Origin of the sequence: Pedobacter sp. V48, from assembly GCF_000523515.1 — a bacterium.
In the GTDB taxonomy this organism is placed as follows: domain Bacteria; phylum Bacteroidota; class Bacteroidia; order Sphingobacteriales; family Sphingobacteriaceae; genus Pedobacter.
In genome coordinates, this window is record NZ_AWRU01000011.1 from 43,359 (window position 1) to 55,812 (window position 12,454).

Here is a 12,454-nt window from a genome sequence, read left to right on the forward strand (position 1 = left end):
TGAAGGATTTAAGCGGTGAAAAGATATTTTGTTTTTAAGTTTTCAATCTTATCTAATTTACCTAATACGGTATTTAAATGTGCCTTTCTTACCTCAAATTTTATCACACAAGAGTTATCAAAGTTTTGATCAAGGATGTTCAGCTGCTCGTCTTTCATTAAGCGCATTACATCATTCATAACCAGATAGTCGAAGGTGATTTCGTAAATATCGTTTACTGTTTTTTCTATAACATTAGCTTCTTTAATTGCTTCTGCTGCAGCTGTTTTATAGGCGTTAATTAAACCTGGTACACCAAGTAGGGTGCCGCCGAAATACCTGACTACAACAATAAGGATATTTGTTATCTCAGCAGAGAGCAGCGTATTTAGAATAGGTCTGCCGGCTGTGCCTGATGGCTCGCCATCGTCTTGAATGCGGAATATGCTTCTGTCAGGACTTAAGCGGAGTGCCCAGCAAAAATGACGGGCTTTAGGGTGTTCTGACCTAAGGTTTTGAAGTAAGTTTTTTACTTCTTCATCAGAACGTATGGGATAGGCATAAGCAATAAATTTGCTTCCTTTATCCCTAAAAATCCCTTCGGAAGCAGCGGATATGGTTTTATAGGTGTCATCAAATAGCATAGATCTTAGATAGTGTTATTGTAATAATAGCTGCCAGCGCTAAAAACAGACCCCAGTAGTTCAACTTGTTCAGTTTTTCTTTGAACACAAATATTCCGATAAGGCTGCCCAGAATAATCACCCCCATATTCATACTGGCAAACACCATTGATGGGTTCTGTGCCATTGCACCATGCGCTTTAAGGTAGAACAGGATATTGAAGAAGTTAAAGAAGCCTAACACGCATCCACAAAGTAGGTTAACCAGTTCAAGCTTTTGACTTTTGAATGCCCTGAAGTATAGAATAGCTATAATTGAAATGGTAAAAGCTAAAATGAAGATGATGGTTAATGAAGTAGTGTATGGTATTGATTTGATTTGGGCTACCTGCTTAAAAAGGATGTCTATTATCCCAAAACCTACGAATACTATTAGCGGGTAAAACCAGCTGCCAATGGTGCTTCTTTGCTTTGTTTTTTTATGTAAGGTGAAAAATATGGCTACAAAGCCTATGGCAAGTCCGCAGATTTTAGTGATGGTAAAGTGTTCTTTGAATAGGAAATAGGAGGCCAGGATTGGAATAAATAAGGACAATCGCTGTGCAATGTCTGTTCTGGCGATGCCAATGTTTCTGATTGAACCTGCAAGGAACCAAAAGACAAGTGGCAGCAAAACCCCAAGGCCTAAATAAACATCGTAATGTGAAGTGGAAGCAAGGTCTTTGAAGCTGGGTTTAAAAAAGAAAATACTTAAGCCAATAGCAAAGAGGTAATTCCACGTCACAGCCTGAAGAATATTGATTTTATATCTTTTGGCAAACTTTAGTAGTACTCCAACTGTAACGCTGCAAAAAATGCTTATTAACAGGTAAATCATTTGTTTTGGTTATTTTGATAGATAGTTAATTTGTCTTTTTCTAGGTAATGTTCTTCTGTTATTATTCCATTGATTACAGGAGATGATATGCCTTCTTGCCATGAGGTAGCAGAGGTGAACACCCTTGCCTCGTCCCATAAATTGCCCTGAATAAATTGGTTAAGGATATTTGCTCCGCCTTCAATAATGACAGATTGGATATCCATAAGGTACAGCTGGAAAGCTATTTTTTGTGGCAGGTAGTACTGCATATCTTCCATCTGGATGAAGTGAACATTGTTTTGAACTTCTGTTTTTACTTCATTTATAACGATGGTTTTTGCGCTGTTATTATATATGTGGTTATCGTCAGGAACCTGCAGATCGCGGTCAATAAGTATCCTTACCGGGTTTTTACCGGGCCATTCTCTGGCGCTTAATTGTGGATTATCGGCAATTGCGGTTTGCTTTCCGATAAGTATGGCATCTTCTTCGGTTCGCCATTTATGTACCAGCTTTTTTGAAAGCGGACCGCTTATCCATTGCTGTACAGTGTTTTTTGGGGCAAAGTAGCCGTTTGCTGTTGTTGCCCATTTAAGGATGATGAATGGTCGCTGTTGCTTTATCCTGGTAAAAAAGCGACGGTTAAGGTAGTTGCATTCGTTTTCCAGAATGCCTGTTTCTACTTTAATGCCTGCATTTTGCAGCTTTTCTATTCCTTTTCCGTTTACATCTGCAAATGGGTCGGTATTGCCGATAACGACCTTTTTTATTCGGTGTTTAATGAGCAGATCTGCACAGGGAGGGGTTTTGCCAAAGTGAGCACAGGGTTCTAAACTTACGAAGACAGTTGCGTTTGCCAGCAATTCGGCCGCTTTATCGCCATGGTTTTTGAGAACATCATTTATGGCGTTTACTTCTGCATGGGCTTCCCCGAATTTCTTATGATATCCTTCGCCAATGATCTGACCATTACTTACCATTACACAGCCTACAAGTGGGTTTGGGCTAACACTTCCGATTCCCATTTTTGCCAATTCGAGGCAGCGCTGCATATATAGTTGGTCTGTCATTACAGCAAAAGTAAGGTATATTGTTCGATTTACTTACTTTTGCATAGCATGAATTTAAAGCAATTATTGCATCATTTTACGAATGAGTTAATAGCCATTTACGATGAACAGGAAATAATTTCTATTTTCAATATTACTGTGGAGCATGTTTCGGGTTTCAATAGGAGCCAGTTGATGTTAAATGGAGATGCTGAAATAGAGGATGTTAAGTATAATGATTATTTACAGATAGTGAACAGATTGAAAACCGGCGAACCTTTGCAATATGTTATTGGGGATACTGTTTTTTATGGTTTAACTTTTAAAGTTAGTGGCGTCGTATTGATTCCGCGACCGGAAACAGAAGAACTGGTTGATTGGGTTATAGAAAGATGTGATTCAGATCAGTTTAAAACGCTTGAGAATGGTAGTATTTTGGATATTGGTACCGGGAGCGGTTGTATTGCCATTTCACTGAAAAAGAATCTGAAGAACTTTAAAGTAAGTGCTATTGATGTTTCTGAAAGTGCTTTGGCAATTGCCAGCGAGAATGCGTTGCTAAATAATACTCAGATTAACTTTATTCATGCGGATATACTGAATTACAAAAGTACTGAAAAGTACGATTTGATAGTAAGTAATCCACCCTATATTACAATGGAAGAACAAAAGTCTATGCACAAAAATGTACTGGAAAACGAGCCTCATTCAGCCTTGTTTGTATCTGATGAAGAGCCGCTGATATTTTATGAGGCAATTGCAGAATTTGCACTTTTTAATTTGAATGAGAATGGTCTTTTGTGTTTCGAGATCAACGAATATTTAGGTAAAGAGACAGTACAAATGTTATCTAATAAATCGTTTATAAACATAGAGTTAAGAAAAGACATGCAGGGGAAAGACAGGATGGTTTTAGCTTCTGGGGTGAAACTCCGTAATGATTCCTTTTAGATAATCCCTATCCAGATGTGTATAGATTTCGGTGGTGGTAATGCTCGAATGACCCAGCATTTCCTGCACCGCTCTTAAATCGGCACCGCCTTCTATTAAATGAGTAGCAAATGAGTGCCTGAAGGTATGTGGACTGATACTTTTTTTTATTCCCGCTTTTAAAGCTAAAGTTTTTATCATGGTAAAAACGGAGATTCTTGATAGGCCGGTTCCGCCACGATTTAGAAAGATATAGTCCTCAGATCCTTTCTTTATGTTAATATGAATCCTTGATTCTTCTATATAGATTTTAATGAATTTTAAGGCATTGGCTCCAATTGGAACTATACGCTGTTTATTTCCTTTTCCAATTACCTTTATGTACTCGCTTTCGTAATGTATATTGGATATTCTTAAACTGATAAGTTCTGTAACCCTTAATCCGCATCCGTAAAGTACTTCAAGGATTGCTTTGTTTCGCATTCCATCTGATTTGGATGCATCAACGGTATCAATTAACTGGTTGATTTCGATAATGTTGAGTGTGTCGGGCAGCTTGCGGGATAATCTGGGTGATTCTAATAACGCAGTGGGGTCAATGGTGATGATCTGCTCCAATAACAGGAAACTAAAGAAGGACTTTAAACCCGATATCACTCTGGCTTGTGTGCTTGGGAGCATTCCCAGTTCATTTATCCATGTGATAAATAACTTTAAGTCGTTACTGGTAACATCCTTTAAATTAGTGGGTTTATTTATTGATTCGAAGTACTGAAACAACTTATCGAWRTCRRYMAGWTARKYNATCMMNTWGANTNGCMKGACAGCGAGCGTTCCAGTTTTAGATAGTCTTTAAACGATTTTAAATAGGGGTTATTAATCACACAAAAATTTTCTGATGTAAGTTTTTAGCTTTAAGTTTGAACTGATGAAGATACAAATTATTAACGGCCCAAATTTAAACCTTTTAGGGGTTAGAGAGCCCGGTATTTATGGAAATTTAAGTTTTGATCAATATATTCCGCAATTGCGTGAAATGTATAGCATCATTGAGATTGATTATTATCAGAGTAATGTTGAGGGGGAGCTCGTAAATAAACTGCATGAGGTTGGGTTTGATTATGATGGTATTGTACTTAATGGTGGTGCTTATACGCATACTTCAGTAGCTATTGCTGATGCAATTGCAGCTATTAAAACTCCTGTAATTGAGGTTCATATCTCTAATATTTATGCAAGAGAGGAATACAGACATGTTTCGCTTACAGGAAAGAACTGTAGAGGAGTATTAACGGGATTTGGGATGGATGGCTACAGACTGGCAATTGAAAGTCTGTTAAAGGGCTAGTAGGTATGCAGATTAAAACTTGTTTTTTGATGGCCGTTTGTTCGGCTATAGGTTTTGGCGCTGTTGCACAAACTGATGTTACAGAAAAAGAGATTTTGGGTCATATCTCATTCCTTGCGTCACCAAAAATGGCAGGCCGTTTCCCCGGAWYTMMMKAMAMKAMGNWMKKYYGWTMKTTATCTGATTAAAAACTTTAAAAGGGCTGGAATTAAGCCTGTTAATGGTAGTTATGTTCAGGAATTTATAGCTAAGATAAGGGTAAAAAAAGGGGTGACTGATACCCCAAGGGTTAAAACCCAGAACGTTGTTGGTTTTATTGAAGGTAGTGATCCGGTTTTAAAGCATGAGTATATTGTGCTTGGTGCTCATTACGATCATTTGGGAATGGGCGGACCTTCGTCTAAAAAGCCTGATACTGTCGGTATACACCTTGGTGCCGATGATAACGCCAGCGGAACGGCTGCGTTACTGGAAATTGCGGAGAAATTGTCGGTTAACAGAAAAGATTTAAAGCGCAGTGTGCTTATCATTGCTTTTGGTGCCGAGGAACAGGGTTTACTAGGATCGAAGTATTTTGTTGAGCACCCATTGATTCCTTTGTCTTCTATTAAGCTGATGCTGAATATGGATATGGTGGGCAGAATGAATACTGAAAAGCAATTGTATATGGGTGGGGCTGCTTCTTTTGATGGTGGTATGGATTTAATGAAAAGCCTGGGCCCACAGGTGGGGATTACTCCGATTGTGATTGCTTATGATGTGGGTGGCTCTGATCATGTATCATTTTATAAAAAGAACATTTCGGTATTGGGTTTTCATACTGGGGGACACCCTCAGTACCATACTCCAGAGGATGATATTGCACATATCAATATTGTTGGCGAAAAACTGGTTTGCAATTATATTTACAAAGCAATTGTGAGTGTGGCAAGCAGGGAAGAGGCAATATCGTTTGTTCCTGAGAAAAAAGATTGATGTTATATTTATGCTATAGCACAAGCCGTCATTTCTGCTATCGTCGAAATGACGAGAGTTTAAACAATCTGCCTTACTACTAGCTTTTTAACTGACTAAAAAACCTGATTTTCTTTATAAAATAGGCGTATACAATACTCGATGGATACTGGCCAACGTGTTTTTGAAAGCTGATCTGTTTAGCTGTTCTTTTCTTCGAATTGGCTGATAGGCTTTTAAGGAAATGAAAATGTGCTTTGTTAATGGCAAAAGCAAAATCTGTTTTTCCTTGCAGCAGAAAATGGATCCAGGCTACAAAATCAATACACATTCTAATAAATATCCTCGAATAAGCATCACCAATAGGCAGGTTCTTTTGAAGTATAATCAGGTTGTTTCTGAAGTTTAAATACGTTTTATAGGGATTGTTTGCACTTAAAGTTCCACCGCCAACATGATATACTTCTGCATCAGCACAGTAAACAACCTTGTAACCAAGGTTTTTTAAGCGCCAGCAAAGGTCAATTTCTTCCATGTGCGCAAAGAAATCAGGATCAAGACCGCCAACTTCTTTCCATTGCTTGCTTTTTATAAAGAGGGCTGCTCCACTTGCCCAGAATATCTCACTAGAGTCGTTGTACTGACCATGGTCTGACTCAACTGTTTCGAACAGTCTGCCTCTGCAGAATGGAAATCCATGAAGATCAAGGTAGCCTCCGGCCGCACCAGCATATTCAAATTCATTCCTGTTTTTTTGCCATTTTATTTTAGGCTGGGCAACGGCAATACTGCTGTCCGTTTGCATCATATCTATCACGGGTTGTATCCAGTTTTCCGGAACTTCTACATCTGAATTTAAAAGTACGTAATATTCAGCATCTACCTGCTCCAGTATTTTACGGTATCCTTCGGCAAATCCATAATTGGCATCGTTTTTTATGATCCTGATATCAGGATAGTTGGTACGAACAAATTCAACTGAATGATCAGTAGAAGCATTGTCGCCCACTATTAATTGTAAATTACTGTATTTAGATTGAATTACGCCGGGTAAAAATTGCTGAAGCAAAGCCTGCCCATTCCAATTCAAGATCACTACTGCTACACTTGGTTCCATTTATCCTGCGTTTTCTTGTTTATTGTGTTTCCATCGCCTGTGGCTCCATAACCAGTAAGCGGGGTTTTCATTGATCATATTTTCAAGGATATTGAAACTCATGTTGGTAATTTGATGTTCGGTAGTTTTACTTGGATCGTTGCAAATTGTCTCGCAATCTACCTCATAATAACCATTTTTTATATGTTTCATCTTGAAATAGATTACTGGCCTATTGGTTTGTAAGGCTATTTTTTCTAATCCAAGTAATACTGGCGTACGCTGATTGAGGAATGGGAGCCAGTATTGTATTTCATGTCCTACGGGTGTTTGATCGTTGGCAAAACAAAACATAGTTAGCTCATTCCTAGTAGATGCCAATACTCTAAGTGTCTGTTTCATAGCAATAAATCTGTTGCCAAATCTGGTTCTCATTTTATAGAACCAGCTGTCAAAAAGTTCATTGTTAATGGGTTTAAAAATCACGTAGCTCTGTGGGCAAAGTGTTAAACTAAGTGCCAACATGCCCCATTCCCAATTGCAATAATGCCCTGTACAGGCTAATATGCTTTGACCATTTTTAACGTGTTGTTCTACTATTTCAAGGTTGTTAAACTTAACGCGTTTTTTGAGTTCTGACTCAGAAATGGAAGCCATTTTTATTGTTTCGAGCACAAGTCGTGTAAAGTGCCTGTAATACGCTTTCTCAATTTTAATAATCTCCTCAATGCTCTTTTCAGGAAAGGAATTGACCAGGTTTTGGCGAACAACTTTTTTACGGTAACCTAAAATATAATATAGCGGATAGTAGAGCAGTGCCGCAAAGAAATACAACAAAGAGGTAGGGAGCAGAGACAAAAAGTTCAAAAAAAATATTCCTGTAGAAGAAAAGCTTTTTTTTATCATTAATTTGGCGAATTGAGAATGCAAACATAAATTATCAGATGCAAAGTTCAGCTATATTCCCACTTTTTTATCTTCCACCTATCAGTTATTTTTCTGGTTTAAAAGACTTTAACGGTAACTTTTTGATTGAAAAGGAAGAGCATTTCCCTAAACAGACCTATAGAAACAGAGCTAGAATATATTCGCCAAATGGAAGTTTGGATCTTATTGTGCCGGTTATTAGGGGCAATAAAGTACATACAAAGGTTAAAGATGTTAAAATAAGCAACGACTTTAACTGGCAAAGGCTCCATTGGAAGAGCCTTGAAAGCTGCTATCGCAATTCGGCTTACTTCGAGTTTTATGAAGATGAGTTTGCCCGTTTTTATCATAATAAATTTGAATTTCTGTTTGATTATAACCTGGAGCTATTGGAATGGTTATTGAAACAGCTAAAAAAGGATGTAAAACTTAATTTTACTTCTGAATATATTGATGATATTGCTCCTGAATTAGACTACAGGACGAATAAAATACATTTTAAAAATGTAGATGATAATACGATATATAAGCCTTATTTTCAGGTTTTTGATGATAGGGAAGGGTTTAAGCCAAATTTAAGTATTATAGACTTGTTGTTTAACCAGGGACCACAATCCAAATCATATATGTAGTATGACTAAACAAGCAAAACGTAAACATCGGAAACACAAAAAGTATTCGCTGCCGGCAGCAGGCTCTAGTCCTGGTGTAATATATATTGATGAAAATGCATTAAAACCTATAATTAAGCTTTATAAATACAATGCTGAACATTATGAGGTTAAAGAGCTTAGTTCGTTAAATAATATAGCTCAAATTGTTTCTGATAAGAATTTTACATTTTGGATTGAAATTAAGGGATTTGATTCGTTAGCAATGTTCGAAACCTTATCAACTGATTTTAATGTGAATAAGCTTGTTTTAGAGGATATTACCCGTACTTATCAGCGACCAAAGTTTGAAGAGTATGGTGGTTATGACTATGCAGTAAGCAGGATGCTCCATTTCGATGAAAATAAAGACCTGGATAATGTTCAGGTGTCATTTTTACTTACAGATAATGCATTGTTTACGCTTCAGGAAAATTATGAGGATTGCCTTGAACCCATAAGATCCAGGTTAAAAGGCGGAAAAGGCAACATCAGGATAGCTGGAAGCAGTTACTTAATGTATGCCCTGATGGATATTATTGTAGATACTTACTTTGTGATTTTAGGTTCATGGGGAGAGGATTTGGATGCTATTGAAGACCGATTATTTGATAAACCTGATAAAACGGTGATGTTTGATACGCAGATGATTAAAAGAAACCTGATTGGAATTCGCAGGGTAGTTTGGCCTGAAAGGGATAAATTAAATGATATTCTGAGAAGCGATAGTCCATTAGTTAGCGATCAAACAAAGCTCTATATTAAAGATGCCTATGATCATTGCATCCAGATTATTGATGTTGTGGAGTCTTTAAAGGAGATATCTATCAGTAATTTGGATATGTACTTATCAATGATCAGTAATAGAATGAATGAGATCATGAAAGTACTTACCATTATCTCATCAATCTTTATTCCTTTAACATTTATTGCAGGGATATACGGAATGAATTTTGCCATCCAAGACCCACTGACGGGTAAATTATTGCCTAAAAATATGCCTGAGCTGTACGCTGCCCATGGGTATTTATATACAATGATAGGTATGGGGCTAATTGCGGTAGCACAAATCATATATTTCTGGCGTAAAGGATGGTTTAAATAGACCTGATTATTCTTACCTTAGCGGCTTATGCAATCTTTCGATCTAGACAAAACAGACGTATCTAAGATTAAGGCTGCTTTAGGCGGTAGCGATGAGGAACTAAAGGTTATTCTCGAAGAATATCACGCGTCTGAAATTGCGATCTTATTTGAAAGTTTAGCCAAGGAGGATAGACAACGCATTATCAATCTTTTATCGGTAGAGATCGCTTCTGAAGTCATTTCAGAGATGCATGAGGAGTCGCATCCCGAAGAACTGCTACTTCAGCTTCATCCCGATAAACGGACAGAGATTGTTGAGGAATTGGATTATGATGATGCTACAGACATCATATCTCAACTTGAGGAGCACGAGCAGAAAGAAATTCTTGGAGATTTGAGTGAAGATGATGCCTCGAGCATCCGTAACCTATTAAGTTATCACGAAGAAACTGCCGGTGGTTTGATGAACACGGAGTTTATCCGTATAAATTTAAATCTGACCAAAAAGGACGCTATTGATGAAATTATCCGCCAAAGCGAAGAGATTGAAGAGTTTTATACTGTTTATGTAATAGACGATCAAAATAAATTTCAGGGGATTGTTTCTTTAAAGGACATCATTAAAGCCAAAGGAAATGTAAAGATAACTGAGCTTGTTAAAGCAGAGGTTGCCTGGGTGCATCCCGATACGGATCAGGAAGAGGTTGCCAGGCTTATTTCTCAATACAACATTACCAGTATTCCGGTTTTAGATAACGATATGAAATTGCTTGGACGTGTAACGTTTGACGATGTTATTGATGTTCTGGAGGACGAGAATACTGAGGATATCTTAAAAATATCGGGGGTATCAGAAGATGAGGAATTAAGCGGTAACTGGATTGAGGCTGTGAAATCGCGTTTGCCATGGTTGATATTGAATCTGGGAACTGCATTTCTTGCCTCGGGGGTTATCCGTCATTTTGAGCCCACTATTAAGCTGATTGAAGTATTGCCTGCTTACATGACAATTATTGCCGGAATGGGCGGTAATGCCGCTACACAGGCACTTGCGGTAACGGTAAGAAGGATTTCATTATATGACCTTACGGATAATCAGGCATACAGAACAGTATTGAAAGAGGTTACTGTAGGTCTTATTAATGGTGCCGTAACAGGCTTAATTGTATTTTTATTTGCCGTATTCTTTGATTCTAATCCAATGCTTGGGTTGGTGATTTTTCTGGCTATGACAGGCAATTTGTTAATAGCCGGGATTACCGGAGCGGGTATTCCATTAATTTTAAAGCGGGTTGGAATTGATCCGGCCATTGCTTCTTCAATAATTATTACAACATTTACAGATGTTTTCGGATTTTTGCTGCTGCTGGGTTTAGCAAGCAAACTTTTACTTTAATTCTATTATTCATTATTATATGCAACCAACAAAACACAACTGGACAAAAGAAGAAATATCAGCCATATATCATAAGCCATTTTTGGATCTCGTTTACGAAGCAGCAACGATACACCGCGAGAATAAGGACTACGCAGAAGTGCAGGTAAGTTCATTGATCTCGATAAAAACAGGTGGTTGTGCCGAAGATTGCTCTTATTGCCCCCAGGCAGCTCGTTACCATACTGATCTGGAAGTTCAGCCGTTAATGCAGGTGAGTCAGGTAGTAAGTGCAGCTGTAAAGGCCAAAGAAGGTGGTGCATCTCGTTTATGCATGGGTGCGGCATGGCGTGAAGTGCGTGATAACCGTGACTTTGACCGTGTAATTGAAATGGTGAAGGCCGTAAATGATATGGATATGGAGGTTTGCTGTACATTAGGTATGCTTACTGAAAATCAGGCCCAACGACTTGCTGATGCAGGTTTATATGCCTACAATCATAATATTGACACTTCAGAGGATGATTACAAGCGTATTATATCGACCCGTACTTATGATGATCGACTGAATACTATAAAAAATGTGCGCAAAGCAAAATTAACGGTGTGCAGTGGTGGTATTATCGGATTAGGGGAAACTGTTGAAGACAGGGTGTCTATGCTGCAGACCTTAGCAAATATGGCGGTTCATCCGGAATCGGTTCCGGTAAATGCATTGGTTCCTGTGAAAGGAACACCTTTAGAATCACAACCACGTGTTCCAATCTGGGATATGGTTAGAATGATTGCTACAGCACGTATTGTAATGCCAAATTCGGTMSWRMKYCKRTMGKSMGSCNKAWMKGMARKSAGWANNWTGRARYRAGYAYKTTGSWKYANRGCANKKKGCWWKMTNKRYWKKKGCMRGCKMTAWWTTNNTGMCKRCRMYAAANYMCWGMSTWYRYYRAMSMYAKSGNTWTGTTNGAMKWKMTGGSYWTGNWWGANNMKTGMTGSKYTTRAARAYSSRWGANNTGCKWWTAMAMWTNGMAGACMWRCNGAMTRMASYWGCAGWYWANWCANWYWGARGMANKYWRYWTARWMANKAGANNSGRRTWTTACWTMWRRRKMKMYCYKKRTRTTNSTWMWGGSTYTMYMWWKMKGTWRYMMWKGYTTYAMWAAGCNTTADCBCTTGTTTCAATATTGCCTTTGGTAGCTTTAGAATAAGGGCACGCTCTGTGTGCTTTTTCTGCAAGGTGCTGAGCTTCTTCAGTAGTAATCCCCGGAATATGTACATCCAGATCTGCTGATAAAACAAAAGCGTTTCCATCTTTATTAAAAGACACCTGTACATCTACCGTTGCTTCGGAGGTATCAACGCCATCGTGTTGTGCAATTGAGCCCAGTGCGCCTAAATAACAAGCTCCCCAGGCAGCAGCAAAAAGCTGCTCTGGATTTGTTGCACCACCTTGTCCGCCTAGCTCTTTTGGTTTTCTTAAATCGAATTCTATTATTCCGTCACTAGATTTGATATGTCCATCGCGACCGCCTGTAGCAGTCACCGATGCGGTATACAGTTTTTCCATGTTTTTCATTTTACAA

13 protein-coding genes and 1 pseudogene are annotated in these 12,454 nt (G+C 38.3%); 7 read left to right on the forward strand and 7 right to left on the reverse strand.

The window, feature by feature from the left end:
- Positions 1-8: 8 nt before the first annotated feature.
- From N824_RS11730 to ribD, 3 genes are read right to left on the reverse strand one after another with little or no spacing between them, the layout of a single operon-like run.
- Complete coding sequence (locus tag N824_RS11730) at positions 9-623, reverse strand: YigZ family protein (protein ID WP_048905349.1); 615 nt, start codon at positions 621-623, stop codon at positions 9-11.
- The gene (locus tag N824_RS11735) at positions 613-1,479 is read right to left on the reverse strand and encodes an EamA family transporter (protein WP_048905350.1); all 867 of its coding nucleotides are present in this window, start codon (positions 1,477-1,479) and stop codon (positions 613-615) included. The genes N824_RS11730 and N824_RS11735 overlap by 11 nt, the downstream gene beginning before the upstream one ends.
- Positions 1,476-2,531 (reverse strand): bifunctional diaminohydroxyphosphoribosylaminopyrimidine deaminase/5-amino-6-(5-phosphoribosylamino)uracil reductase RibD, encoded by a 1,056-nt coding sequence (gene ribD, locus N824_RS11740; protein WP_048905351.1) that lies wholly within the window; start codon positions 2,529-2,531, stop codon positions 1,476-1,478. The genes N824_RS11735 and ribD overlap by 4 nt, the downstream gene beginning before the upstream one ends.
- 48 nt (positions 2,532-2,579) lie before the next feature.
- Between ribD and prmC the strand changes: the two genes are divergently transcribed.
- Positions 2,580-3,461: a peptide chain release factor N(5)-glutamine methyltransferase gene (gene prmC, locus N824_RS11745; protein WP_048905352.1), complete on the forward strand. Its 882-nt coding sequence runs from the start codon at positions 2,580-2,582 to the stop codon at positions 3,459-3,461.
- On the opposite strand, the gene N824_RS11750 is transcribed toward prmC, so the two are convergent.
- Positions 3,423-4,220 (reverse strand): site-specific tyrosine recombinase, encoded by a 798-nt coding sequence (locus N824_RS11750; protein ID WP_152542198.1) that lies wholly within the window; start codon positions 4,218-4,220, stop codon positions 3,423-3,425. The two genes, prmC and N824_RS11750, sit on opposite strands and share 39 nt — an antisense overlap.
- Positions 4,221-4,368: 148 nt before the next feature.
- Here N824_RS11750 and aroQ point away from each other — a divergent pair, with 148 nt between their 5' ends.
- Both aroQ and N824_RS11760 read left to right on the forward strand, forming a co-directional pair.
- Complete coding sequence (gene aroQ / locus N824_RS11755; protein WP_172662978.1) at positions 4,369-4,788, forward strand: type II 3-dehydroquinate dehydratase; 420 nt, start codon at positions 4,369-4,371, stop codon at positions 4,786-4,788.
- A gap of 270 nt (positions 4,789-5,058) precedes the next feature.
- The gene (locus tag N824_RS11760) at positions 5,059-5,763 is read left to right on the forward strand and encodes a M28 family metallopeptidase (protein ID WP_200869868.1); all 705 of its coding nucleotides are present in this window, start codon (positions 5,059-5,061) and stop codon (positions 5,761-5,763) included.
- 79 nt (positions 5,764-5,842) lie between these two features.
- Here the strand turns inward: N824_RS11760 and N824_RS11765 are convergent, their stop codons facing one another.
- Positions 5,843-6,859: a glycosyltransferase family 2 protein gene (locus N824_RS11765; protein WP_048905354.1), complete on the reverse strand. Its 1,017-nt coding sequence runs from the start codon at positions 6,857-6,859 to the stop codon at positions 5,843-5,845.
- Positions 6,860-7,744 (reverse strand): lysophospholipid acyltransferase family protein, encoded by an 885-nt coding sequence (locus tag N824_RS11770; protein WP_048905355.1) that lies wholly within the window; start codon positions 7,742-7,744, stop codon positions 6,860-6,862. It abuts the gene before it with no gap.
- 38 nt (positions 7,745-7,782) lie between these two features.
- On the opposite strand from N824_RS11770, the gene N824_RS11775 reads away from it, so the two are divergent.
- The 4 genes and pseudogenes from N824_RS11775 to bioB form a co-directional block, all read left to right on the forward strand.
- Positions 7,783-8,397 carry a WbqC family protein gene (locus tag N824_RS11775; RefSeq protein WP_048905356.1) on the forward strand — a complete coding sequence of 205 codons (615 nt, stop codon included), beginning with the start codon at positions 7,783-7,785 and terminating at the stop codon, positions 8,395-8,397.
- A 1-nt stretch (position 8,398) separates the two neighbouring features.
- Positions 8,399-9,520 (forward strand): magnesium/cobalt transporter CorA, encoded by a 1,122-nt coding sequence (corA, locus tag N824_RS11780; protein WP_048905357.1) that lies wholly within the window; start codon positions 8,399-8,401, stop codon positions 9,518-9,520.
- Positions 9,521-9,547: 27 nt separating this feature from the next.
- Positions 9,548-10,897 carry a magnesium transporter gene (gene mgtE / locus N824_RS11785; protein WP_048905358.1) on the forward strand — a complete coding sequence of 450 codons (1,350 nt, stop codon included), beginning with the start codon at positions 9,548-9,550 and terminating at the stop codon, positions 10,895-10,897.
- Positions 10,898-10,916: 19 nt separating this feature from the next.
- Positions 10,917-11,693 (forward strand): annotated as a pseudogene (gene bioB / locus N824_RS11790) (biotin synthase BioB); the annotation flags it as partial.
- A gap of 334 nt (positions 11,694-12,027) precedes the next feature.
- Here the strand turns inward: bioB and N824_RS11795 are convergent.
- Positions 12,028-12,438 (reverse strand): organic hydroperoxide resistance protein, encoded by a 411-nt coding sequence (locus tag N824_RS11795; protein WP_048905373.1) that lies wholly within the window; start codon positions 12,436-12,438, stop codon positions 12,028-12,030.
- Positions 12,439-12,454 lie beyond the last annotated feature (16 nt).

Coding starts and splice junctions, on each gene's coding strand:
- N824_RS11730 (WP_048905349.1), bottom strand. CDS start 623: ATGCTATTTGATGACACCTATAAAACCATATCCGCTGCTTCCGAAGGG.
- N824_RS11735 (WP_048905350.1), bottom strand. CDS start 1,479: ATGATTTACCTGTTAATAAGCATTTTTTGCAGCGTTACAGTTGGAGTA.
- ribD (WP_048905351.1), bottom strand. CDS start 2,531: ATGACAGACCAACTATATATGCAGCGCTGCCTCGAATTGGCAAAAATG.
- prmC (WP_048905352.1), top strand. CDS start 2,580: ATGAATTTAAAGCAATTATTGCATCATTTTACGAATGAGTTAATAGCC.
- aroQ (WP_172662978.1), top strand. CDS start 4,369: ATGAAGATACAAATTATTAACGGCCCAAATTTAAACCTTTTAGGGGTT.
- N824_RS11765 (WP_048905354.1), bottom strand. CDS start 6,859: ATGGAACCAAGTGTAGCAGTAGTGATCTTGAATTGGAATGGGCAGGCT.
- N824_RS11770 (WP_048905355.1), bottom strand. CDS start 7,744: ATGATAAAAAAAAGCTTTTCTTCTACAGGAATATTTTTTTTGAACTTT.
- N824_RS11775 (WP_048905356.1), top strand. CDS start 7,783: ATGCAAAGTTCAGCTATATTCCCACTTTTTTATCTTCCACCTATCAGT.
- corA (WP_048905357.1), top strand. CDS start 8,399: ATGACTAAACAAGCAAAACGTAAACATCGGAAACACAAAAAGTATTCG.
- mgtE (WP_048905358.1), top strand. CDS start 9,548: ATGCAATCTTTCGATCTAGACAAAACAGACGTATCTAAGATTAAGGCT.